The sequence below is a fragment of the Arthrobacter sp. Bi83 genome (genome assembly GCF_918698095.1).
In the GTDB taxonomy this organism is placed as follows: Bacteria; Actinomycetota; Actinomycetes; order Actinomycetales; family Micrococcaceae; genus Arthrobacter.
Map to the genome: position 1 here is coordinate 15,447 of NZ_CAKKLY010000025.1, position 24,361 is coordinate 39,807.

17 protein-coding genes are annotated in these 24,361 nt (G+C 62.0%); 11 read left to right on the forward strand and 6 right to left on the reverse strand.

Annotated features, from left to right (window positions below; translation table 11 throughout):
• Nucleotides 1–203 precede the first annotated feature (203 nt).
• The gene (dnaA, locus tag LQ144_RS13000; RefSeq protein ID WP_230119124.1) at nt 204–1,625 is read right to left on the reverse strand and encodes a chromosomal replication initiator protein DnaA; all 1,422 of its coding nucleotides are present in this window, start codon (nt 1,623–1,625) and stop codon (nt 204–206) included.
• 468 nt (nt 1,626–2,093) lie between these two features.
• Here dnaA and rpmH point away from each other — a divergent pair, with 468 nt between their 5' ends.
• The 8 genes from rpmH to LQ144_RS13040 all read left to right on the forward strand — a co-directional run bounded on the left by rpmH (nt 2,094) and on the right by LQ144_RS13040 (nt 7,874).
• Entirely contained in the window at nt 2,094–2,231 is a 138-nt protein-coding gene (gene rpmH, locus LQ144_RS13005) for a 50S ribosomal protein L34 (RefSeq protein ID WP_011776797.1), read from the forward strand.
• A 40-nt stretch (nt 2,232–2,271) separates the two neighbouring features.
• Nucleotides 2,272–2,682: a ribonuclease P protein component gene (rnpA, locus tag LQ144_RS13010; protein WP_230119125.1), complete on the forward strand. Its 411-nt coding sequence runs from the start codon at nt 2,272–2,274 to the stop codon at nt 2,680–2,682.
• The gene (gene yidD, locus LQ144_RS13015) at nt 2,675–3,070 is read left to right on the forward strand and encodes a membrane protein insertion efficiency factor YidD (RefSeq protein WP_230119126.1); all 396 of its coding nucleotides are present in this window, start codon (nt 2,675–2,677) and stop codon (nt 3,068–3,070) included. Before rnpA ends, yidD begins: the two co-directional genes overlap by 8 nt.
• A gap of 16 nt (nt 3,071–3,086) precedes the next feature.
• Nucleotides 3,087–4,064 carry a membrane protein insertase YidC gene (gene yidC, locus LQ144_RS13020; protein ID WP_230119127.1) on the forward strand — a complete coding sequence of 326 codons (978 nt, stop codon included), beginning with the start codon at nt 3,087–3,089 and terminating at the stop codon, nt 4,062–4,064.
• Nucleotides 4,064–4,657 (forward strand): R3H domain-containing nucleic acid-binding protein, encoded by a 594-nt coding sequence (locus LQ144_RS13025; protein WP_230119128.1) that lies wholly within the window; start codon nt 4,064–4,066, stop codon nt 4,655–4,657. Before yidC ends, LQ144_RS13025 begins: the two co-directional genes overlap by 1 nt.
• A gap of 19 nt (nt 4,658–4,676) precedes the next feature.
• A complete protein-coding gene (gene rsmG / locus LQ144_RS13030; RefSeq protein WP_230119129.1) occupies nt 4,677–5,327 on the forward strand; it encodes a 16S rRNA (guanine(527)-N(7))-methyltransferase RsmG in 651 nt (216 codons plus the stop codon).
• 86 nt (nt 5,328–5,413) lie between these two features.
• Complete coding sequence (locus tag LQ144_RS13035; RefSeq protein WP_230119130.1) at nt 5,414–6,466, forward strand: ParA family protein; 1,053 nt, start codon at nt 5,414–5,416, stop codon at nt 6,464–6,466.
• 67 nt (nt 6,467–6,533) lie between these two features.
• Nucleotides 6,534–7,874 (forward strand): ParB/RepB/Spo0J family partition protein, encoded by a 1,341-nt coding sequence (locus tag LQ144_RS13040; protein WP_230119131.1) that lies wholly within the window; start codon nt 6,534–6,536, stop codon nt 7,872–7,874.
• Between the two features lie 6,956 nt (nt 7,875–14,830).
• Here LQ144_RS13040 and trxA read toward each other — a convergent pair.
• The 5 genes from trxA to LQ144_RS13065 all read right to left on the reverse strand — a co-directional run bounded on the left by trxA (nt 14,831) and on the right by LQ144_RS13065 (nt 21,128).
• Nucleotides 14,831–15,157, reverse strand: coding sequence for a thioredoxin (gene trxA, locus LQ144_RS13045; protein ID WP_230119132.1), 327 nt, complete (start codon nt 15,155–15,157; stop codon nt 14,831–14,833).
• Between the two features lie 38 nt (nt 15,158–15,195).
• Nucleotides 15,196–16,152, reverse strand: a complete 957-nt coding sequence (gene trxB, locus LQ144_RS13050; protein WP_230119133.1) for a thioredoxin-disulfide reductase — start codon at nt 16,150–16,152, stop codon at nt 15,196–15,198.
• A gap of 301 nt (nt 16,153–16,453) precedes the next feature.
• Nucleotides 16,454–18,232, reverse strand: a complete 1,779-nt coding sequence (locus LQ144_RS13055) for an ABC transporter substrate-binding protein (RefSeq protein WP_230119134.1) — start codon at nt 18,230–18,232, stop codon at nt 16,454–16,456.
• A 173-nt stretch (nt 18,233–18,405) separates the two neighbouring features.
• On the reverse strand, nt 18,406–20,556 hold the full coding sequence (gene murJ, locus LQ144_RS13060; protein WP_230119135.1) for a murein biosynthesis integral membrane protein MurJ: 2,151 nt from the start codon (nt 20,554–20,556) through the stop codon (nt 18,406–18,408).
• 71 nt (nt 20,557–20,627) lie between these two features.
• Entirely contained in the window at nt 20,628–21,128 is a 501-nt protein-coding gene (locus LQ144_RS13065) for an NUDIX hydrolase (protein ID WP_230119167.1), read from the reverse strand.
• Nucleotides 21,129–21,324: 196 nt separating this feature from the next.
• Here LQ144_RS13065 and LQ144_RS13070 point away from each other — a divergent pair, with 196 nt between their 5' ends.
• The 3 genes from LQ144_RS13070 (at nt 21,325) to LQ144_RS13080 (ending at nt 24,307) form a co-directional block, all read left to right on the forward strand.
• Nucleotides 21,325–22,845, forward strand: coding sequence for a CCA tRNA nucleotidyltransferase (locus LQ144_RS13070; RefSeq protein WP_230119136.1), 1,521 nt, complete (start codon nt 21,325–21,327; stop codon nt 22,843–22,845).
• The gene (locus tag LQ144_RS13075) at nt 22,846–23,427 is read left to right on the forward strand and encodes a histidine phosphatase family protein (protein ID WP_230119137.1); all 582 of its coding nucleotides are present in this window, start codon (nt 22,846–22,848) and stop codon (nt 23,425–23,427) included.
• Between the two features lie 742 nt (nt 23,428–24,169).
• Nucleotides 24,170–24,307 carry a hypothetical protein gene (locus LQ144_RS13080; RefSeq protein ID WP_230119138.1) on the forward strand — a complete coding sequence of 46 codons (138 nt, stop codon included), beginning with the start codon at nt 24,170–24,172 and terminating at the stop codon, nt 24,305–24,307.
• The last annotated feature ends 54 nt before the right edge of the window (nt 24,308–24,361 follow it).

The following is a 24,361-nucleotide window of genomic DNA, read 5'->3' on the forward strand; positions in this document are numbered from 1 at the left end:
ACGGCAGGAATCCGGGGTTAAGCCCTGTTCACGGACTGTGGGCGGGGCAGGTTTTAAACAGGCTGTGGATGGGGATAACATCTTTGGCCGTTTCGGCGATCCACAGACACCTTAAGGGTTTTAAGCCCATTAACCGCGGTTGTCCCCTTAACTGTCCACAGGGTTATCCACATGCACCTGTTAATAAGGTAAGGAAGTGCGGCCTACGAGTCCCGCTGCTGCTGCTTGATCCGGTTGGTCAGCTCAGTCACCTGGTTGTAGATCACACGTCGCTCGGCCATGAGCTCACGAATCTTGCGGTCCGCGTGGATCACCGTGGTGTGGTCGCGGCCGCCGAGCTCCTGTCCGATCTTCGGCAGCGACATGTCCGTCAGTTCCCGGCAGAGGTACATGGCGATCTGCCGAGCCGTGACCAGGGTCCGGGTCCGTGACTTGCTGCAGAGCTCTTCCATGCTGAGCTTGAAGTAATCCGCGGTCTGCGTGAGGATCTGGCTGGATGTGATTTCCTGCGCACCGTCGTCGGTGATGAGATCCTTGAGAACCATCTCGGCCAGCGCCACGTCCACGGGCTGGCGGTTCAGGCTGGCGAAGGCCGTGACGCGGATGAGGGCGCCTTCGAGCTCGCGGATGTTGCTGGAAATCTTGGAAGCGATGTACTCCAGCGCGTCGTCCGGAGCGGAAAGGCCTTCGCTGAGGGCCTTCTTCCGGAGGATGGCGATGCGGGTTTCCAGTTCCGGCGGCTGGATGTCGGTCAGCAGGCCCCACTCGAAGCGGGACTTCATGCGGTCTTCGAATCCTGCCAGCAGCTTGGGCGGCTGGTCCGAGGTGATGACAACCTGCTTGTTGTTGTTGTGCAGGGAGTTGAACGTGTGGAAGAACTCCTCGAGCGTCCGGTCCTTGCCGGCGAGGAACTGGATGTCATCGATGAGGAGGACATCCACATTCCGGTAGGTGGTCTTGAAGCTGGCGCCTTCATCGTCACGGATGGAGTTGATGAAGTCGTTGGTGAATTCCTCAGAGTTCACGTAGCGCACGCGGATGCCGCTGTAGAGACGGCGGGCGTAGTGGCCGATCGCGTGCAGCAGGTGGGTCTTGCCGAGTCCGGAGTCGCCGTAGATAAACAGCGGGTTGTAGGCCTTCGCCGGCGCTTCGGCCACGGCCACGGCTGCTGCATGGGCGAACCGGTTGGACGAGCCGATCACGAACGTGTCAAAAACATACTTTGGATTCAGCCGGCCGAATTCGTGGGAGGTGCTCGGCAGCATCGGCTGCGGCTTCAGTTCAACTGACTGGTCACTTGCGAGGGAAAGTTCGACGGCGGGTTCCGGCTCCTTGTGGAGGGGCACCAGATCTGTGTCCACGTCGATCGCGCACCGGATGTCGTCAGAGAAGACGTTGTGAAGCGCGTCGTCGAGTGCGTCCTTGACCTGGGTCTGGAGAACTTCCCGAGTGAGTTCGTTGGGCACTGCGACCAGGAGCGTGGAACCGATGAGGCCCTGCGCCTGGGCGAGGATAACGAAGCCGCGCTGTCTTGGGGATACCCGGTCGTCCTGCTCAAGAAGAGTCACCACGCGCCGCCAGGAACTTCCGACAGTATTGGCGTGGTTGGCTTCGTCTACTGTCATCAATCCGGTTCCTCAAAGCTTGCTTACCTGCATTACATGCAGCCACAAGCCCGGATCCGGGGTACCGGCCCGGCTTAATCCACAGGTTTATGCACAGTCCGTGGATAATTGGCTACTGAGCCACTCTAGGGGATGAAAAGGCTAGAAGATAGCTGGGAAGTAGCTTGTGGATAATTACACCGGTGTGGTTCGAAAAGGGGCCCTGTGAGCCACTTCATCCACAGGTTGGGACAAGGAGTTAGCCACAGCTGGGGAAAGATGGCGGCAACCCATCCGGTTTGACTCAAGGACGCGGTCTGGCCTAACGTTGTGGAGTCCTTTGTGCCTGCTTTCTGACCCCATTTTGGATCTTTCGAACGCCCAGCGTTGCGGAAAACCGGGGGAAGCAGACATATACAAAACTTAGCGTCGGCCAGTTCTTCCCCTTTGATCGGGTGGGCGCACCTTTGATCCACTGGAGTAACTAACGTGAGCAAGCGGACTTTTCAGCCGAATAACCGCCGTCGAGCCAAGAAGCACGGCTTCCGCCTTCGTATGCGTACCCGTGCCGGCCGCGCCATCCTGGCTGCCCGCCGCGGCAAGGGCCGCGTCGAACTGTCGGCCTAAATACTGACTCGTCGGTTAACTTTCCTTTGCGAGTTTAACGGTGCTGGCCACCAGGAACCGTCTGAGGACCTCAACCGATTTTTCAACAACTGTACGTTCCGGCGTCCGCAATGGACGCCGGAACGTAGTGTTATATACGGCAACTATCGGAGCCGATGAACCTAGCCGGATCGGGTTCATCGTTTCCAAGGCTGTCGGGAACGCTGTTGCCAGGAACCTCGTTAAGAGGAGACTTAGGGAAGCCGGTGCTGTCTCGCTACGCGAGTACGGTACCGGGTTCGCTATTGTGGTACGGGCGTTGCCCTCATCGGCGACCGCCAGCTGGCAGGAACTGCTGACGGATTACAACGCTGCCTTGGAAACCACCACGAAGCGGTTGGAAAGCCGCCATCAACGGTCGGCTGGAACTGGTTCGAACGGAACAACACGGGAAGGGACACAGCGTGCTTGACCTGACTGCCGCCGTCGTCCGTTCGCCAAAGTCCGCAGCAGCGGCTGCCGGCAGATTCGTCTGGAACCTGCCGCGCAACATCCTCATTCTTCTGCTGATGGCCTACCGCAAGGTGATTTCGCCCTTGTACGGACAGGTCTGCCGCTTCTTTCCTTCGTGCTCGGCCTACGCGCTTGAAGCCATCACCGTCCACGGCGCGGTAAAGGGAAGCTGGCTCGCTGCCAGGCGCCTCGCGCGCTGCCATCCATGGAATGCCGGCGGTGTGGACCACGTCCCCGCCGGCCACCGGGAATGGCCGGAAGACCAGACCCCCACAATTGTTGTGCTGAACAATCCGGACAAGTACCTGGCTGCTCAGACTGATGGAGAAGGCCGCCTTGCGGCCTAACGAATAGGGATATCGCATGGACATCTTTGGAACAATCATGGCTCCGTTCAAGTGGCTGGTTTCAGTCATTATGGTCGGCTTCCATGACGGACTGAGCTTCATCGGCCTGCCAGCCGCGAACGGCTGGACGTGGACGTTGTCCATCATCGGGCTGGTGCTGGTGATCCGTGCCGCCCTGATCCCCGTGTTTGTCAAGCAGATCAAGGCTCAGCGAGGCATGCAGCTGCTGCAGCCCGACCTGAAGAAGATGCAGGACAAGTACAAGGGCAAGACGGATCAGCTCTCCCGCCAGGCCATGGCGCAGGAGCAGATGGCCCTGTACAAGAAGCACGGCACCAACCCGTTCTCTGCCTGCCTTCCGATGCTGATCCAGATGCCGTTCTTCTTCGCGCTGTTCCAGGTGCTTTCCGGCATCAGCTCGGCCAAGGCGGGTGGCCAGGGCATCGGTGCCATGAGCATCGAGCAGGTCAAGCAATTCGACGAGTCAAGCATCTTCGGTGCACCGCTCTCCGCGTCGCTGCTACACGGCAGCACTGCCGGCGGTGAGGTTGCCGTTTGGATCCTGTCGATCGTGATGATCCTTGCCATGACGGCCTCGCAGTTCATCACGCAGAAGCAGATCATGGCCAAGAACATGTCCGAAGAGGCCATGGCGAGTCCCTTCATGCGCCAGCAGAAGATGATGCTCTACATCCTGCCTCTCGTCTTTGGCGTCGGCGGCATCAACTTCCCCATCGGTGTCCTCATCTACTGGACCACCACCAACCTGTGGACCATGGGCCAGCAGTTCTTCGTTATCCGCCGCATGCCCACGCCGGGATCCCCCGCCGCCAAGGCCCTCGCCGAGCGCCGTGCCGCCAAGGGCCTTCCGGCCCTCCCCATTCTGGGAGGCAAAAAGGTCGATGCAGCGGCAGAGGCCGCCGCTGCAGCTGCGGTCGCGGAGGCCAGGAGCCAGCGCGTCCAGCCACAACGTAAGAACAGGAAGAAGAAGTAATGTCTGTTGAAAGCTCCGAGCACGCACTTTCCGCTGAAGTCAGCGAAGACCAGGACAACGACGCCGAGGCCGTGACCGCCGAGGGCACGAATGCCGGGGCTGCGGCCGCCGACAAGGGCACGTCCGCGAGCCGTCTGGAAGAAGAAGGCGACGTCGCAGCTGACTACCTCGAAGAACTTCTCGACATCGCCGACATCGATGGCGACATCGACATTGAGGTCCGCAACGGACGTACCTACATCTCCATCGTCGCCGAGGAAGAATCCGCCGGCCTGGAGAGCCTCGTGGGTCGCGACGGTGAAGTCCTCGAGGCTCTGCAGGAACTGACGCGTCTGTCCGTTCTGTCCGCGACGGAAAACCGGTCCCGCCTTGTGCTCGACATCAACGGCTACCGCAAGGAACGTGCCGGACACCTGCAGAAGATCGCCGAAGACGCCGTGGCCACCGTCAAGGAAACCGGCGACGCCGTTGCCTTGGAGCCGATGAGCGCCTATGAGCGCAAGATCGTTCATGACGCCGTAGCCGATCTGGGGTTTGTAAGCGAGTCCGAGGGCGAAGGCGCCGGACGCCACATCGTTGTCTCCGCCGACTGAACCGCCGGCTGACAGACTGATGGTTGAAATTACGGAAGCTGAGCACCGGGCGGCGGAGAAGATCTTCGGCGACCGCCTGGGCCTGGCCGAACGGTACGTCGAACACCTGGCGACGTCGGGAACTGAACGAGGACTGATCGGGCCGCGGGAGATTCCGCGCCTGTGGGGACGGCACGTACTGAACTGCGCTGTCATCGAAAGTGAGATCGCCCAGGGAAGCCACGTGGCCGACGTTGGCAGCGGCGCCGGGCTGCCCGGCCTCTGCCTGGCCATTGCCCGTCCGGATCTGGAACTGACGCTCATTGAGCCCCTGGAACGCCGGGTCATCTGGCTCCAGGAAGTGGTTGATGACCTCGGTTTGGACAATGTCACCATCATGCGCACCCGCGCTGAACTTGCCGTCGGCATGGTCAAGGTCAACGTTGTCACGGCGCGCGCAGTGTCCGCCCTGAGCAACCTGGCCGGACTTACCATTCCACTCCTTGACGGAGAAGGCGAAGTTGTTGCCATCAAGGGACGCAGCGCCGCTGAGGAACTTCAGAAGGCCGCTAAATTGATCCGCAGGCTTGGCGGCGTGCAGACGTCGGTCGTCACAGTCGGGCAGGACCTGCTTGACGAGCCCACCACCGTGGTGCGCATCGTAGTGAAGAAGTCCCGAAAGATCGCCTAGTCCAGGCCCGGTGCCGCAGGTCTTGATGATGGACCGGTTAGGCTAGAGAGCGGCAGCGAAAGCCGAACGAGAGTGAGTGTGTCCCAGTGACCAGTAGCGAAACCTCCACACAGCGGATCCCCCCGTTTGTGTCTTTGGGGTCGGCACGGGCCGTTGCTGCGCCCATCGCTACGGCCTCAAATCACCTGAATCCGTTTGCAGGCAAGGCAAGTGTCGCCAAGGTTTCACGTGAAACACCGGGTGCATCCAATGTTCTGGACACCATGGATGACTCCAGCCCTATAGCCCGCGAGCTGGCACACGAGAACAAGCGCCGCGAAAGGCTGCTGGGCCGCAACCTTCCGAAGCCGGAGAAGACGCGCGTCTTCACAGTGTCAAACCAAAAAGGTGGTGTTGGTAAGACCACCACCACCGTCAACATCGCTGCTGCCTTGGCTGCGGCCGGACTGAATGTCCTGGTTATCGATATCGATCCCCAGGGCAATGCCTCCACGGCGTTGGGCATTGAGCATCATGCCGACGTGGACAGCATCTACGACGTTCTGATCAACGATGTCGCGCTAGAGGATGTTGTGGCACCCTGCCCTGACATCAGCAACCTCATCTGTGCGCCGGCCACCATTCACCTTGCCGGCGCTGAGATCGAACTCGTTTCCCTCGTTGCCAGGGAACAACGGCTCCGCCGTGCGATCGACGTTTACGCGAAGGCCCGGGAGAAAAAGGGCGAACCGCGCCTGGACTACATTTTCATCGACTGCCCGCCGAGCCTCGGGCTGCTGACGGTCAACGCGTTCTGCGCCGCCGGTGAAGTGCTGATTCCCATCCAGTGCGAGTACTACGCTCTTGAGGGGCTGAGTCAGCTTCTCAAGAACATCGAGATGATCCAGAAGCACCTAAATGCCGACCTGGTTGTCTCCACGATTCTGCTCACGATGTACGACGGCCGCACCAACTTGGCAGCGCAGGTGGCTGCCGAGGTGCGCCAGCATTTCCCTGAGCAGGTGCTGGGTGCGGTTGTCCCCCGCTCCGTGAGGATCTCCGAGGCGCCGAGCTACCAGCAGACTGTCATGACTTACGATCCGTCCTCCAGCGGTGCACTTTCCTACCTGGAAGCCGCAGCGGAAATCGCTGAGCGTTAGAATTTTCCAAACACTGCAACAGCCGGAGCCGGGCATAGCCGGGCTCTTCCAATGGAGGGATTTATCCATGAGCGATAAGCGACGCGGGCTCGGTCGCGGTCTTGGCGCACTCATTCCAAGTTCCGCCGCAAGCGCTTCCGGTAACGGAGCGGCTCCGTCGCGTCCAGTGGACCTGTTCTTCCCGGAAGCACGCAAGACTGCCCGCGCTGACACGCCGGTTATTTCTGACGCCGACGCTCCTGCCGTCTCTGAGTCTGTCTTCGCGGGGTCCGCTGCCCCTGAGTCCGTTGCTTCTGAGACCGCTGCTAAGGGGGTAGCTTCCAGGCGCACCCCCGGTACCACGGCCGCTGCTGAGCCTGCGGCGAAGGCTTCTCCCGTAAAGCCTGCCGGCGCACGGTCCGCCGGCAACAAAGCTGGCGTGAAGGACACCGAGGCAGCTGACAAGGAACAGGTTGCTACGTCTGGCACAAAGGCTGAGTCTCTTTCAGCCGAGTCCCGCGCGAAGACTGACGTGACTGACGTTGACTCCGGTCCGGCTGCGAACGGCGGTGGCGGATCATCGGCTTCAAACGATGTCGAGCTGGTTGAGGTCCCCGGAGTGCGGTTTGCCGAAATCCCCGTCTCTGACATCCATCCGAACCGAAAACAGCCCCGGACCGTCTTCGATGAGGACGACATGGCGGAGCTTGTTCACTCCGTACGTGAAATCGGCGTCCTCCAGCCAATTGTGGTGCGTACCTCAACCGAAGAAGGTGGAGAACCCTACGAACTGGTGATGGGCGAACGCCGGTGGCGTGCCGTTCAGGCTGCCGGACTGGAGACCATCCCGGCAATTGTCCGCGACACCACGGACGATGACCTCCTGCGCGATGCACTGCTGGAAAACCTTCACCGTAGCCAGCTGAATCCCCTGGAAGAAGCGGCGGCGTACCAGCAGCTGCTCGAGGACTTCGGAACCACCCACGAGCAGCTGGCAGATCGAATCGGCCGGTCCCGCCCGCAGGTGTCCAATACGCTTCGGCTGCTCAAGCTGCCGCCGCTGGTTCAGCGACGGGTGGCTGCGAATGTTTTGTCCGCCGGTCATGCTCGTGCGCTTCTCGCGTTGCCGGACGCCGCCGCCATGGAACGTCTGGCGCAGCGGATTGTTGCCGAGGGAATGTCGGTGCGCGCCACCGAGGAAGCCGTGACGCTACACCGGGAACCGGCAACTGCGCCGAAAAACAACATTCCGCGGCCGGGGGCGCGCCACGAACGCCTGGACTACCTCGCGTCGTCGCTGTCGGACCGGCTGGATACCAACGTGAAGATTTCGCTGGGCGCGCGAAAGGGACGCGTCAGCATCGAGTTTGCGAGCGTTGAGGACCTCAACAGAATCATGGATGTTTTGGCTCCTGGCTCTGAAAGCTAAGTTAGAAAGAACTTCGGGGTCCGTTTCACGTGAAACGGGCCCCTTTTTTGGTCCCAAGGCGGGTTGGCGCTCCGGTTCGGTGGCTCGCGTGCATCACTTTTGACTGTCGGCTTCGTGGAGCCGCGTGAGGCAACTATCTTGCTTGTCGGCTTCCTTACGGTCCCGGGATGGACCGTATCCAAAGCTAGATAGGGTCAAACACTTGGCGTAGACACCCCTGCCGCTGTCCCGGTTGGGGTCGAACTGTCGGACAAAACCGTTCGATTTGATGCACGGCAGATCGTCGGTGGCCAGAAGACTTTGGCTTCACGTTGTGTAAGCCGATGCATGGGAAGATTTGTCCCTGTCCGCGGGCGCGATTGAGCTTCGAATTCAGTTCGTTCGCTAGCCCTACGTCTCGGGCCAAGTTCGGCGCCCAGCGAAGCTGCTGCCCAACCCAGCCTCGCACGTTCCGGACTGGATTCCACCCGACAGGGTCAAACGGCGTTCAAATGGCCCATGGCAGGTCTGCGGAGCGGCAAAGACCACAATCGAACACTCCTAGGGCTCCTAAGGCGCTGGCCGTCGTGCGGACTCAGATCGCGATGAATGTGGTTGGTATGCCGTCTATAAGGGTGCGGCCGTGTGGCTCGTGGGGCTTCCTTTGGGCTTCGTGCGGACAAGGGACTGTCCGATGGGACGTCTTTCGTCTGCTGGGGCCTAACGTGGCCCGCTCAAACGACTCCCTGGAGCAGTTGGCCGCGCGCTGCCGGCGGGCATTCAGGAGCCCCCTAGCCGTTGCACAGCCTGAATCAAGAGCAAGGGCGAAGTGTTTGCCCCGCCATGGGTTCCGGGCCCCTCAGCGGCTCGGGATGAGCTTGGTACCGCCCTGGGGACGCCGCGGTCCCCTAGGAACAGCAGCTGATGGCCAGACAATGATCGGCTGCGACGGACCCGCTGGTACTGCAGCCCGCAGCGATCATCGGCAGGTCGCAGGCCCGAAGGACGTACGGACCCGATCCGAGACGAACGGACCTTCCGCGTGCAGAAGAGGTGTTTCACGTGAAACGATCTGTTGGGCTGTGCAGTTCGGGGTGCCATTCCCTGCGCGGACCGTATTCTGCGCGTCATGGGTGGCCTGGCGTGAACGGAGTATCCACAATCGCGACATATCCAGAATCGCAACACATCCAGAACGGTGAATCTAGAACTGAGTCCACCGAGATGCCCCCGTATTGATTGACCACCCCGATCACGGCCATGTTTCACGTGAAACTTCCACGTACGCCTGACATGAACGTTCAGAGGAGATCCAGTGTTCCACCTCCTTTGTTCCACCTCCTTGCCGGATCCGACCCCCTGCCGGCTGGCGGCCGGGGTTTCGCAGTGGCTCCGTTGACTGCGGCGCGCAGGATGAGCAGCAGGAAGCCCGCCCCATTGGAGTGATGCCGTGTCGCGAGGCAGTACGGAGCGGAACCCTCTCCCTTGGGCGCCAAGCCTTAGCTATTCGGCGTTTGATATTTGATTGGGACTCAGCGGACGAGCTTTCCGGAGAGCTATCTGTCAGCGTGGCGTCCGGCGGGACCGCTACTTTCCCCACCATCACTGTCACCGAACGCCCGATCCTGTCAGGAATCCTAACCCTATTGGAGTCCGTACATTGGATGAACGTGGTCCGGCGAACTCCAACGGTGGCCTCGACTATCGTTGAACGGTTTGTCGGCGACTCAGAAGGCCGATGCCGCCAGATCGTCGAGATATCTAGGGCGTCCAGACCATGGGCCCCGGGCTCACATGTAACGACGACTGAGAGGCGAGTGGGCATCACTCCCCACAAGGAAGCAGGCGACCCTAAAAACAGGCTCGCTGGAGTGGCGGAGTACCGGCCTTCCCTCACCACCCTCCCCCTGACCACCTTCCCGGACTACCTGGTGAGTACCGCGGCGCACAACGTCTCAAGTGCAATACTGCCGACGTCGTTTCACGTGAAACATGAAAGGGTGCGGTGGTGCCCCGTGCGTCGAATAGAGCGGTGGGCAAACGTTGGGTCGTTGTCCTCCATTCGCACAGGCTCCGCCAAGGGTCCTGCCGACATCACCAGGCTAGGCTGGTTACATGGCTCTGAGGCGCGAAGCGTCGGTTACGTATGGAAGCGGGATCTGTGGCGAGACCAGCTGTCCGGCTTTCTGACAAGCCAGGTCCCCGCGAGCCAGCGGTGGCGTCTCGACAACGCACAATACGGAGCAGGTCAGCAGCGCCCTGATTGTCTGGCCGTTTTCTCTAACTTCGGGCGAGATCTCCGTGATCGACCGTCGAGCGTATCGACCAAGACGAGCGCGGCGACGATCAGGATGTCGATAGCGACCAAAGATATCGTGGCACTGCCCCCAACGGAAGGCTCTTCAGCGTGCCTCCCTGGCCAATGACTTCCCACCGACGGCCCGCCGAGACCACAGGTTGCCCAGTCGCGGGTAGCGGTCTATGTCGTTCCCCGTCAGACTGGTCCGGTCCCACTGCATCAAACTTTGCGAAGGGTGACCCGCCTCATGTCCCCCTGGGCGAATGGGCTTCCCCTAGCGTGGCACCCACAATAAATGGGGCCCGTTGCTCAAACCCGGCCGCCGACTTGCTGACAGCTTCCCGCACGTCTGTGAATGCCCCGGGTTGACGCCGGTTGATCCCTTGAGCGCAGCCCCCATCCAGGAGGGGTGTGACTGTGGATACACCGGTGGATACTGCAGTGGAAAACCCTGTGGATAACTCTGGGGATACTTGGTCTCCTTTTGTCGACCCCAACGGCTGCTCCCCTGATTCCTTTCGTTGGGTCGCACCGTTGCATGGTGACAGCGGGCTAAGAAGAAGCGCATCGTTTCACGTGAATCAATGCCCAGCCATTCACGTTGGGGTGGACACGGCGAAAGGTTGCGCTATTTTGCGTGTGATTAAGCGAATATGGTTTAGCATGAGCGCTGTACGGTGGTCACATATTGCTGTGGCAGTCGGTCGTCAGGTTCTGTTCCACGCTTCTCTGAAAGATGCCATTCGTCGACGGTGATCGACAAGACGAGACGCATTCCGAAATTTCAGGCTAATGTCCTACGCTGCTGTGGAAAAGCCTGTGGATTTCGATGTGGATAACCATGTGAATAATCTCATGTCTCTTCGGCCAAAAGTTGGCGGATATATCACGTTCGCCACGTCCCCGCTGCCTCAATGCGTCTTCGGTCGATGGCTTCAGGACGGTAAATGGGCTAGCCGCCCGTGGCAATGAAGTCATGTGGAAGTTGCGTGGGGTGTCGGATGCCCGGGGCCCAAGGCGTTCCAGAGGACCTTTTGTACCCTGCCGGCATGCCGGAGCCGGGCGGTATCTTCATCGAGTGGTTCAGTGGCCGTCCTACCGAGGGGTCTCCACACACATCCCGCAACGGCTAGGAATGGGGCCGTGCCCGAGGAACACTGGCTCCAGGTGGCAGCAGGAGGCGCCTCCAAAGCAAGACCGAGCTGTGGCCGAAGCTTGGCCTGGTGCGATGACGCATTCTGCTGCGAACGTGCCTACAGCGACTGCGGCCTGTGCAGTTCCATGAGCGTACGTGGCGCGGCCTCGTCCGTGAGTTTCGCGAATGGCCGAGGGGTCGGTGCCACGCACATGGTGGGTCATTGCAGTATGCCGCGGCTGCACAGTCGAGGCCGGGATGCCGCACTGCCGTCGCATTGTCTCCCGCGTCGTAGTACGTCGCCAGGCAGGGTCCTGAGGTTCTTCCGAGCTGCGCCTGCTCACTCAGGTGGCGACGTCGTGGGGCAGCGACGGCAGACGAGTCGCGGGAGCCGGTGACGGTGAACGAGTCTTGGGGGCGGCGACGGTAAGCGCCAGGGTCTGCTGAGCCATGTCGTGGCTGATGGGGCGGGCAGCGCGAGTGCATTCCACCTGGGCTTGTGTGTATAGATTGGTGCTGGGTGTAGATCTGCAGGCTGTTGGACTGCCGGATCCTTTCCCCGGCCGTCCGCCTGACCCCAAGCCAGGCGTCTGGTAGCTAAGCGCACTGGTAGCTAAGCCCGTCAGAAGTACTCATGGGGATGTCCGCACTCGCCACAATCTTGGGCGACGCGAACGGACACTCACACGTGGTTTCCGTTGGATCTGTGGTGCACCGTCGACGCTTCGGTGCCCGCGCGTAGAGGTTTCACGTGAAACACCCCGTGTACGACGTCGCCGACGTTGCTTCGTTGGGCCGGCCCGAATAGACAATCCTGAATTAAGTCGAATCGACGGCCGCTGCCTTGTCCACTCCTCTGGGGCCGCGGAGCAGAATGATATGTCAGCGTGGCAGGCTACTTCGTGCGTTAGTGCGTCCATCCCTTGTCCGAGTTGCAGTCTTGTCCGAGTTGCAGGCTCCGCGCGGGACGTCCTTGGCTGTGGGCGAAATCATTGATCTCACGCGGGAATAGCAGGTTTGACGGGACATGCCCACTAACAACAACCCAGCGACCCGATCACTCGCTTGCCTAAGGATCGCCGGGCGGCGAAACAGTTGACGCTGTTTCACGTGAAACATCGTCCATCGTTCGACCTCATCACCACCCCGAGGTGGGGCAGGGGCATCCGACAGCAGGACGGCGGCGCAATCGGACAGGCATCATCGCGCCTGTTGGAACGAGGGGTGGCGGCCGCCTTGAGGAGCCGGGCCCTGTCCAGACACCCTGTATATAGGCACACAGATCGCCAGGGCGGTTGACTGCGCTGATCCTGGCACGTTGGGGAGGGACGTTCGGTTGCGAGGTGTTTCACGTGAAACAACGTCCATGGCGGGCCCCCGCGCGGATCGCCAGTACGGCGGGGAAACCAAAGTAGCGCACAGTCGGGTTTCGGCGCTTCGTATCCGTGGATGCCTCGGAACTCACGGTGTTTGGCCGGCGTTAGCACTAGCCCACTTCATCCTTAGTGCCGCGCAGGCTTGTTTGGACGCCCCAAGCTTGCCGCAGCAGGACAAAGCCAATACTCATGTCCGCGCCCGACTGCCCCCGTCTTCTCAGTCCTCATCAGGTTCTGCAGGCTTCTGCGTGTGACAACCGGCCCTCAGCAAGCTGTAGGACTCAGCAAGGTGCAGGTGTTTCCGGGCCTTCTTCGGCCCGGGAAGCCGGAAAAGGATCGCGGGAGTCGCGTTCTGCAGTGGCCGGAAATCTAGGGTTCGTCGAGCCGAGAGGTCAATGGGCAAGTTTTCGCTTCTGTTCCCTCCTCTCCTATCCGGCGAGTGTCTGCGGCGCGCGGTCGGTTTTCAGCCAGCGTCCCGTCTTTCCGCCAGCGTCCCGTCTTTCCGCCAGCGTCCCGTCTTTCCGCCAGCGTCCCGTTCGCTCTCCTGTGGGCGCTGGTTCTCCCCACGTCTCCTGGCCTGAACACCCAGGCGGTTCTTGTTTGGCCGACTGTCTCAAGGGACGATGGCGATATCTTCCCAAAGCACCGTTGGATCCCTCGGCGGTCTCGATCGCCCGGTCGCATGCGGGCGTTGACTGCTTGCAGTGGCAGTTCGGCGACAAAAATGGGGCCTTCAGGGGGAAGGTAGAGAGGGGGTCCATAGTGCATCCGCCAGTTCACTCGCGTCAGTGGGTTGTTTACTCATGTGTTCTTAAGTTTCCGAACGATGCTTGTTGCTCGTCCACCGACATCGGATCGTCTTCTTGCACAGTGGTCCAGCTAGGCGACAGAGGTGCAGTTCGCCGGCAAAGGAAGGCTCATAGGCACAAGAGTGCATGGTCAATGAAGAAAAAGACGATCCGGGATCCTGAGCGAAGGCACGCTGTACGACGGTTGTGGGTTGTAGGGCTTGCCTGCGAGCAGACGGGTTTGTCGGGCAGCCGGCGCCTGGGGACGGACGCGGGTGCGTCGTCAGGCCGCTGAGTCGCCAATCCGCTGTGTCGCGAGCATGGAGGTCGGAAAATGCAATGACGTGTTTCACGTGAAACACGACATCAGGCTGTCCGGCAACTCAATGCGCGTGAATCCGGGCAGGCACAGCAGTATTCGGGCCTTGGTACCCCATTGCCCAGCAGACCTTGGTAGTCGGCAAATTCACTGCCAAGAGGAATAGCCGTATGTAGCCTGCTGGAACCGCGCGGCTTACCCGGTCCCCACAATCAAAGGAAGGCAGTCGATTGCCCCGTGATCCGATCCCCTGTTTCCCAAACGATATTCCGGCCAATGGCTGTCGAGAGCAGTTCCAAGTACTTCGGGGTGTTGGTGCGTGTTGTTGCAGATAACATCCCGTTTGGACCAAAGGGTTTCACGTGAAACATGGGGCGTCAGGCACAGCGTGGTGCTACCTGAATAGACACCCGGGCCCTACCGCCGCGTCGCAAGCCACGTACCGGTCACCTACGACGCAGGGGTCCTACGACGGCGCGCGCGTCCATCGTCCGAGGCAGTGAGCAGACGGGGAAGGGTGCAGCCTTCTGTCGGAGTACTCGATCCGCTCTGCGCTGACGAGTGTCCTAGAGCCGGCGCACATCCTGAAGCAAGTGTCCGGCCAGCATGGCAGGCAGGAGACCAAAGGGGCCAGCCTGTGATCGACTCCCAGCGGGATTGATTCCCACGGGTTACTGAGCCGAACGGCGTTGGTCCGCCGGTGCAGCAGTGCTGCCTCGTCCCACAGAAGATTTCAGGGAACAGTGCCCATGTTTGATACGGATGTCGGTTGTTATGCACACTCGAGGGTATGCGGACAGTCGCTGGTGCGGACCACTGCACCTCTCTCCGTGCCCGACTTTGCCCCAATACGCTCGCCGACCGCCGGGATCGGGACGCCGGCACCAACAAACGGCTAAGGATTACCTGCAACTGTGGCAAGCAGTCCACACCTGGACAAAGAGCGTGAGGCAGCGATCGACAAGGGCCATTCAGGCTGCAAGCAAAACAAAAGTGGCCACCGCTCCCTTAGGAGTGGTGGCCACCGGTTTGCCGTCAGGCGGCAGGCGTCGTGCTCTTGTTAGGAAAGAACGTCCGCGAATTCCTTCTCGAAGAACTGCTTCGGCTTGGCGCCGATGACGGTGCTCTTCACTTCGCCGTCCTGGAACAGGTAGACGGCAGGAATTGAGGTGATTCCGTATTGGGCTGCGATGTCGGGGTTATCGTCCACGTTTACCTTGACGACGTTCACCTTTTCCCCGTACTCCACCGAGATTTCGTCGAGGATGGGGCCGAGCTTACGGCAAGGACCGCACCATTCAGCCCAGAAGTCCACGATTACCGGTTTGTCAGCGGCGAGTACGTCCGTGCTGAAGCTTGCGTCTGTTACATCTTTTGCGTTGCTCATAACCCTTGTCTCTCTCTTCGAATGGTGTTCAGCGCCGGTCAGGCGTGAAGGTCAGCGAGGTAGTGCTCAACGTCGATCGCTGCGACGCAGCCCGAGCCGGAGGCCGTGATGGCCTGGCGGTACGTGGGGTCCACGACATCGCCGGCCGCGAAGACCCCCTTGATGCTCGTTCGCGAGCTGCGGCCCTCGACGGCGATGGTTCCGGCGTCGGTTATCTTCAGCGTGTCCTTGACTAGTTCGGTCCGGGGATCGTTGCCGATCGCCACAAAGATACCCGTTACGGGCAGCTCGGATTCCGTACCGTCGAGAAGGTTTTTCAGTTTCAGGCCGGTGACCTTGTCGTTCCCGAGTACGTCCTCCACGGCCGTGTTCCAGACGAATTTGATCTTCTCGTGCGACTGCGCGCGGTCGCCCATGATCTTTGACGCCTTCAAAGTATCGCGGCGGTGAATCACCGTTACGGACCGGGCGAACTTGGTCAGGAACAGTGCCTCTTCCATCGCGGAGTCACCACCGCCAATGACGGCAATGTCCTGATCCTTGAAAAAGAAACCGTCGCAGGTTGCGCACCAGCTAACGCCATGGCCGGATAGGCGCTTCTCGTTCGCGAGGCCAAGCTCCCGGTACGCGGAACCGGTGGAAAGAATAATCGACCGAGCGCGGAAGGTCTCCCCCGTTGCGATGGTGACAGACTTGACGTCGCCGTCGAGGTCCAGCGCCGTGACGTCCTCGAACTGGACCTCCGTGCCAAAGCGGACAGCCTGCTTTTCGAAGTTTTCCATCAGATCCGGACCCATGATGCCTTCGGGGAAGCCAGGGTAGTTCTCGACGTCGGTGGTGTTCATCAGCTCGCCGCCCGCGGTGACGGATCCGGCCAAAAGCAATGGATTGAGGTTGGCGCGCGCCGTGTACACGGCGGCCGTGTAGCCTGCCGGACCGGAGCCGACGATGATGACATCACGTACTTCTGACGCGCTGTTTTCTGCGTTGCTCACTGAACGGTGAACCTCTTCCTTAGTCGATGCGCCAGCCTTGCGGCCGGCCACATGGCACAACTGATTCGTGGTGCCGAATATTCCAGACGTAGTGGGAGGCCTGGTGCAGCCGGTTCGGGGCTGCACGCACACGCCATCACAAGACGTCCCCTAAGGTTACCGTCTTGGGTTGTGTCAGGGCGTGCGCGTTACCTTGCAGCGACCGTCCAGGGGAGGCCGTGCCAACTGGATCTCATGCCGACAGGCCCTGCCAAGAGCAGGCGGCAGCAGCTCTGTGACTCGCTGCTACTGAACCTTGCTGCTACTGAACCTTGATTTCTGCGAGGCGCAGGCCGAAGCCGTAGCGGGTCTTCGGGGCAGCGAGCCGGGGTAGGTTCTTGATGGTGACGATCACGTACTGGGCGGTGACGGGTTCAGCCAACGGCATGGTGAGGTCAGTGGACGTGAAGCTGTTGGTGCCGACCTGCTTGGCGCCGTCCAGGGAAGGACGGTCGTTGGTTAGGACGCTGATGCTGCCGCCTGACGCACCCAACTGGTTCAGGGTGATTGAAGATACCTTCGACGGGCCCTTCAGCTTGACCACGAGGGGAACGCCGTCCGGAGCCAGGCCACCCCAGTCCTCGGTGGCGAACTCCATGTCAGACCAGTAGCTGGCCGCGTTGCCGTCAAACGTCTTGGTGAGGTCGTTGTCATACGTGGAGGCAAAATCGAAGGTGCCGAGACGCGTAACACCCTCCACGGCGGGCGGACCCGCCGCAGGGGCCGTGCTCTGGGTCGGCGAAGGCTTTGCGGTGCCGGACTGCCCAGCGGCCGACGAGGCCGCTGCCCCGGGGGTTGCCTCGGCTTGCGGGGCACTCTTGAAGAGGCTGCCGAGGTTGGTGACGGCGAAAATGAGGCCGACGATCAGCACAGCTGCCAGCAGCCCGCCAACGAGCCAGCGCATGGAGCGCGGTTCCCGCCGGGGCTCGTCATCTTCTTCGTAATAGTCGCCTGCAGCGGCAGGGCTGCTGGTCTTGGCGACGGCAGGGAAATTACCGGCCCGCCGGTCCGTGGGCCGAAGCTGGGTGTCCCCATCGTCGGCAAACTCGTCCTCGGCGAACCCGTCGTCGGCGAACTCGTCCCGGGCGTCCCCGGTGTCCTGGTCCCCGGTGTCCTGGTCCCCAGGGCCGTAGTCGTAGTCGTCCTGAGACCACAAAGACACCTTGGGCTTCTCCTGGCCGCCTACGACGCCGGCAGCTGCTCCCTCCCGCGAGCCGGCAGCCACGTTTGCGGAGCGGTTGCCTTCGCGCTGGAGCAGTGCCTGTTCAACGTTCTCACGCTGGACGGGCTGCGGTGCCGTGTTCTCGGGGGCTTCAGTCTGCTGTCTGCCTTGGGCGGTTGCTGCGGCGCCGGCTGCAACACCGGCACCTGCCGCGATACCGGCGCCTACGCCAATGTTGCGGGCACCCGCGGACGGCACGGCAGCCGGGCGGCTTTGCGGAAGCGGCGGAACAACGGGTGCCTTACGCACCGGTGCACCCGCAGCGTTGGCGCCGGCCGGTTGGTCCGATGAGCGCTCACCGGGCGTACGGTCACCGGAACCGCGCCTGGATGCAGGACTGTCTGCAGCCGCCGGATAAGGGTCGACCTGCCGCGCGTGGGTGCCGCCGTAATTGATGTAGCCGGCGTCAACCTCTTCCTCGTCGTCATAGACTTCCGGCTCGTGGGAGCGGGCCTGGCCGAAAATTTCGCTGCCCAGGGTGTCCGTAAAGAACGGCTCGACGTAAGGAGGGTTAGAGGCGACCACCAGGTCCAGCAGGTCAGCGGCGGACGTGTGGTTGGTGATGAGGTACGTGGTGGCTTCGCTGACGCCAAGGTCGAGGATCTGCACGCTGCCCGGGCGTTCGCCTGTGGCCACCTCGCGCGCACTCTGGGCCACCTGGTCCGCGTTGTGGGGACCGGCCACCAGGATGCTGACCGGCCGGTTGAGCACCTGGTCCACACCGTCCAGCACCAGATCCTGGTCATGTGAGGTCAGTACTGTGGCCGTGACCTTGTAGCGGCCGCCAAGTACTGATCCGACATCGATCGGGTGGGACACGTGTTCCTCCTAGGCTGTCCGGGAATTGCGCGGGCCGTGGTGATTTCGTCACCGCGGGAAGACCTCCGGCAAGCCGGCTGACCCTGACCTGCAACTACCCTTGTTCTTTTTCGATCCTAGCCGATGCTGCGCAACGGCCGGGTGAGACGGGGCTGGACAAGTCGGGTACGCGGTTATTTTTTCTTCTTGCGTCCGGACTTGAAATACGGATTTTGCCCGGTCTTTCCCTGGAACGTCCTCCGGCCGGGGAGGGGGATCTCGTCGCGCAGGGCGTGGCCGCGGGCCGTGCTGGGCACCTCTTCCTCCGGCAGGTAGGAAACAACATCGCCGGAAGGGTGAACGTCCGGTTCCGGCAGCGGTGCCGGTCCCGCGCGGAAGGAAGCGGAATCGAATTCGCCCGAGATCCGTGGAATCAAGCCGGTGTCCATCGACACCGTGGCGCGTTCCGCCGTCGGACGCCCTGTTAAAGCGTTGGCAGCAGGGGCGCCGGCCGCCGAAGCCGTTCCGGCGGAAGCGCCGGCCGGACCCCCGGCCGGACGTCCGGGCGGCGCAGCAGCTCCACGGCCAAGCCGCCCGAGCAGCGGCCGCAAAAGGTCGCGCAGTTCGGTGACACGGAACAGCTTGAGCAGGAGCAAGTAGACGGCCAGCATGACCGGACCGACGACGACGATGGTCACCAGTGCGGCAGGCCGGCTGCTCCACGCGAAGCCCACCGGACTGTAACTGCCCAGCAGCCAGAGAGCGCCGACACCTGCCACAGCTGCGCCGAGTGCGGCATAGCCCATCCGTATATATGAGTTGGCGATCCTCGGCCCGTCCAGATGGCCCAGGAGGCGGCGCAGGAAGGACGCACTCACGATCACGGAGAGGATGTTTCCGCCGGTGTAGAGGATGGCGATGGCGAAGATGATCTGGTCGAACGGGAGGAACTGGATGAAGAACGCCGACACGACATTGACCAGCGCCAGGACCAGCTGGATGTAAAACGGAGTCCGGGCGTCCTCGTTGGCGTAGAAGACCCGGGACATCATGAAGTTCGCGCTCATGAACGGCGTGCTGAGAGCCAGGATGGTGAGCGTCTGGGCCAGCATGACACCGTCCGTCCGCAGCCCGCCGGAGAAGAACATGCCCAGCGGCCCCGCCAGGGCGAAAAGCGCCAGGGCACCGAACACGGTGGCCACCGCCATGGTCCGCAATCCCTGTGACAGGGCATCGCGCAGTTCGTTCCGGTTGCCATCCTGCGAGGCGCGGGTCATGCGGTTGAACAGTACTGTGGCCAGGGAGAGGGCGATGATCGAGTGCGGCAGCAGGTACAGCTGGCTGGCCACCTCAAGCACGGCATTGCCGGGCAGCATGGCCGCGCCGGCGAGGTCGCCGGCTTTCTCCAGCCGGAGCCGCTCGGCGCCGGGGATGGTGGCGATGCGCATGACGTACAGGAAAGCGAGCTGCCCGACGGCGGCGGTCAGGAGCGTCCAGACGCTCAGCTTTGCCGCCTGGCCGAGTCCCACTCCCCGCCAGCCGAAGCGCGGACGGAGGCCGAGTTTCAGCCGGAACACCGGGATCAGCAGGATGGCCGTCTGGGTCATGACGCCAATCGTGGAGAAGCCTGCCACGAAAAACGTCTGTGAGGCGCCCCAGTTGTCCAGGGAATGCGGATTGGCGACGTTGGCACCGAAAAGCCAGATGAACATGCCCAGGCCGGTGATGGCCACCACGTTGTTAAGGATGGGTGCCCACATGGCCGGGCCAAAGGCGCCGTTGGCATTGAGGACCTGGGTCAGCAGGGCGTACAGGCCGTAGAAGAATATCTGCGGCAGGCACCAGAAGGCGAAGGCAACGGCCAGCGACTTCTGCTGCGGCGAGTAACCCTGGGTGGTCAGTTCGATGACCGATGGTGCGAGCAGGGTCACCAGCAGGGTGAGGGACAGCAGCACCAGCACGGCCAGGGTGAGGAGCCGGCTGATGTAATCCGCTCCCCTGTCCGGCGCCTTGCTTGCCTTGATAATCTGCGGCACCAGCACAGCATTGAAGACACCGCCCGCCACCAGCAGGAAGATCAGGTTTGGCAGGTTGTTGGCGTTGATAAACGTGTCGTTGACCGTGGAACCCAGGCCCAGCGCGGCGCCCAGCATCCAGGTCTTGCCGAAGCCCAGGATGCGGGAAACCAGCGTTCCGGCAGCCATGATGGCGCTGGAGCGGGCCTCCCCGGGCTGTGCGCCACCGGAATTGGCGGCGCCGGAAGCAGCCCCACTGGCGGGCACCACACCGGAAGGTGCTTCGCCTGGCTGCGCGGGCTGTTCGGACGCTGGATTGGCTGCTGACATCGTCTTCATCGTCTCACCCGCGCGCGCATAATGCCGCAATCCGCGGGGACCAGGCACGGGTCCGTGGGCCGTCAGAGGTGTTCGGGGAGGACTTCGCGGGCCAGGTCCGCGATACGGCGCTCATTGGGAAAGGACAGTTTCCGGGCGAGCTCGTGGATCGGTACCCAGGCAACATCCACTGCTTCCTTGTCAGGATCATTTTCGATGGTGAGCTCGCCACCAGTGGCGCGCAGCAGGTAATGGTGGACGGTCTTGTGCACACGGTGCCCGCTGACGGTGAACCAGTAGTCGATGCTGCCCAAGGGGGCCAGGATGTTGCCGTCGATGCCGGTCTCCTCGGCGATCTCGCGCACGGCGGCTTCCTCGTTGTTTTCCCGGCCTTCCGGATGGCCCTTCGGCAGGCACCATTCCAGCCGTCCGCCCCTATTAAGGCGGGCGATAATCGCAACCCTCAGTTCGTCGTCGGACGTGTCCACCACGACGCCGCCGGCGGAGATCTCCTCGACCGTGGGGAGGGAGGCCGGAGCCGAGTGCGGGGCAGGCGCGATATGGGCACCGATTGCCGACGGCAACGGTGGGTTTGTCCTCCTGCCGGGGGCGCTCGGTACGGGATGGGCCATGCAGTCCACTCTAACGACTCTTGCCCCGTGGTGATGACCGGAACATGGCTTCAAGATGGACTGCATGTGACGCACTTTGCATCCTCATCCCTGCAATCCCCGTGATTTGGTGTGGTTGGGAGTGGTTTTCTGACAAGCTTAAGTAACTATGGCGCACGCACATGAAAAGACTGATCTCCACACCGTTGACTTCCAGGTGGACCCGGTGGTCCTGGAGCTCGGCCAGCGCTTCGTGGACGCCGGTCATGAGCTGTCGCTCGTGGGCGGTCCGGTAAGGGATCTGTTCCTTGGCCGCACGTCCCCGGACCTCGATTTCACCACCGACGCCACGCCTGACCAGACGGTGGCGCTGATTAAGAAGTGGGCGGACAACTTTTGGGAGATCGGGCGCGCCTTCGGAACGATCGGGATGCGCAAGGCCGGCTTCCAGATCGAGATCACCACGTACCGCGCCGAGGCATACGACCCGGAATCCCGGAAGCCGGTGGTCGCGTTCGGATCCTCACTGACGGATGACCTGCTCCGGCGGGATTTCACCATTAACGCGATGGCGCTGCGGCTGCCGTCCATGGAGCTGATCGACCCTTTCGGCGGTGTCCGGGATCTGCACGCCTCCGTCCTGGCAACCCCCGGTGCCCCCGAGGCCTCCTTTTCGGACGACCCCCTGCGCATGATGCGTGCGGCGCGCTTTGCGTCCCAGCTGGGCGTGGCCGTCCATGACGACGTCCGGCTGGCCATGACCCAGATGGCCGAGCGGATTACCATCATCTCCGCCGAGCGGGTGCGCGATGAACTCGTCAAGCTGATCTGCGGGCGCCACCCGCGCGTCGGCGTGGACCTGCTGGTGGACACCGGCCTGGCCGAGTTCGTGCTTCCCGAGGTGTCCGCACTGCGCCTCGAATCCGACGAGCACCACCGTCACAAGGACGTCTATCAGCATTCCCTTCAGGTCCTCGAGCAGGCGGCCAGCCTGGAGACCGACGAGGAAGGCCCCGTGCCGGGTCCCGATTTTGTTCTGCGGTTCGCCGCCTTGATGCACGACGTCGGGAAGCCGGCTACGCGGCGTTTCGAACCGGGCGGCGCGGTCAGCTTCCGCCACCACGACATGGTGGGCGCCAAACTCACCGCCAAGCGGATGAAGACCCTTCGCCTCGACAACGACACCATCAAGGCCGTCGCCCGCCTTGTGGAACTTCACATGCGCTTCTACGGCTACGGCGAGGCCGGGTGGACCGACTCGGCCGTCCGCCGCTATATCACCGACGCCGGACCCCTGCTGGAACGCCTGCACCGCCTGACCCGCTCGGACGTCACCACCCGAAACCAGCGCAAGGCTGAGCGGCTGGCTTTCGCCTACGACGACCTTGAAACCAGGATTGCCGCCCTTCGAGAGCAGGAATCCCTGGACGCCGTGCGCCCGGACCTTAACGGCGCCCAGATCATGTCCCTGCTAGGCCTAAAACCTGGGCCCGTGGTGGGCAGGGCCTACAATTTCCTGCTGGAGGAACGGATGGAGAACGGTCCGCTCGAACCGTCCGACGCCGAGTCACGGCTTCGCGTCTGGTGGGCGGCCCAGCCCGAATCAGCAGCTGAAGCACCTCAGCCCACGGCGACCGACTCCGCAAAGTCCCCCGCCGACGTCGAACCTTCCCCAACCGAGGAGTCCTAAGTGAACGCTGCCAACATCCCCCGTCCCCAGCTCTGGATCCTGCGGCACGGCGAAACTGAGTGGTCCAAGAGTGGTCAGTACACAGGGCTCACCGACCTCCCGTTGACCGTGGAAGGCGAACAGCAGGCGGTGGAGGCCCGCAAGGTCCTGGACAGTGTGGATTTCGACCTCGTGCTGACCTCCCCGCTGCGGCGCGCCCGCCGGACCGCCGAACTCGCGGGATTCCCCGACGCCGTCCACGAGCCCCTGGCCGTCGAGTGGGATTACGGCGACTACGAAGGCATCAGCTCGGACCTGATCCGCAAGGACAACCCGGATTACCTGATCTGGACCCACGGGGTTCCCAACGGGGAGAAACTGCAGGACGTGGCGGCCCGCGCGGACAAGATAGTGGCCCGGGTCTTGGAGTCTGGCCTCGACAACGTCCTGATCGTGGCGCACGGCCACTTCTCCCGCATCCTCACCGCCCGATGGCTGGAACTCGACCCGGAGGAAGGCCGGCACTTCATTTTGGGTACCGCAAGAGTGTGCACCCTTGGCTGGGATAAAAGGACACCGGCTATTGTCCGCTGGGGGCTCTAAGAATGCTTTGTTCGGGATTCTAAAACTTCGTTTGAGAATTAACTAGTCAACTGCATCATTCCTGGTGTATTTTTATTTCTGACCCCAGAGCGACTTTGCCAGGGTCACGGCGCGCGTTGTCCGGCCATTCGGCTTGTACACCGGCAGAGCAGAAAAGGAGGTTGGGACAATGATTACTTTGACTAGCGGATGGACGTTGACCATCACCGCGTTCCCGGCCTTCGTTGCTGGCCCGCGCCCTCATCACGGACTCGCCGTCTCCTGACCCTTCGCTCCCGGTGCCCGCACCGGCGCTGCGATAACAGGACGATAATCCTGCTTCTTCGGAGGACTTTCTGACCTCGGCGGTCTGATATGGCGGAGCCACGCGCTTGCGCCGCACCCCCATGATTCAGAACCCTGGCTTCTTGTTGGGGGGGTCTGCCTCGCCACCGCTTCGGGGCCACTCACCCGCTTTTACAGATTTCCCTTCATTAGCCCGGGCATTTCTTTGCCCATTTATGGCCATTCTCTGACAAATTAGATGGCTCTACTTGTCATGCCCGGAATTCTGCTTGATTTCCCTGTCTGAATTTACCGAACCCGAATCAAAGGATCCACCGTGACTCCCAGTAGTAGCAGCGCCGCCCCCGCCGGCGCGGCGTCCCCCGTAGCGGCCCCGGCTGCGAACGTGTCCGCCAGGGGAAGCACCCGCCCCCGCCTCACCCGCCGACTGATCCGACACCGAAAGGAGGTGAATGCCATGCTTCGCCAGCTTCAAGAGCTTCTTTCCAGCCGAAACGAAGAGCTGGAGCAACCGCAGTTCAACGGCCAGCTGCTGGACCAGAACCGGGAAGACGTCTACACGCTGATGCATCAGCAAATGAGCAGCATGCGCTGAGTCCACGTCGGCACGATCCCTCCAATACGTTTCCGGTAAAGGGAGGTACTGATG

Coding starts and splice junctions, on each gene's coding strand:
- dnaA (WP_230119124.1), bottom strand. CDS start 1,625: ATGACAGTAGACGAAGCCAACCACGCCAATACTGTCGGAAGTTCCTGG.
- yidC (WP_230119127.1), top strand. CDS start 3,087: ATGGACATCTTTGGAACAATCATGGCTCCGTTCAAGTGGCTGGTTTCA.
- LQ144_RS13025 (WP_230119128.1), top strand. CDS start 4,064: ATGTCTGTTGAAAGCTCCGAGCACGCACTTTCCGCTGAAGTCAGCGAA.
- rsmG (WP_230119129.1), top strand. CDS start 4,677: ATGGTTGAAATTACGGAAGCTGAGCACCGGGCGGCGGAGAAGATCTTC.
- LQ144_RS13040 (WP_230119131.1), top strand. CDS start 6,534: ATGAGCGATAAGCGACGCGGGCTCGGTCGCGGTCTTGGCGCACTCATT.
- trxA (WP_230119132.1), bottom strand. CDS start 15,157: ATGAGCAACGCAAAAGATGTAACAGACGCAAGCTTCAGCACGGACGTA.
- murJ (WP_230119135.1), bottom strand. CDS start 20,556: ATGTCAGCAGCCAATCCAGCGTCCGAACAGCCCGCGCAGCCAGGCGAA.
- LQ144_RS13070 (WP_230119136.1), top strand. CDS start 21,325: ATGGCGCACGCACATGAAAAGACTGATCTCCACACCGTTGACTTCCAG.
- LQ144_RS13080 (WP_230119138.1), top strand. CDS start 24,170: ATGCTTCGCCAGCTTCAAGAGCTTCTTTCCAGCCGAAACGAAGAGCTG.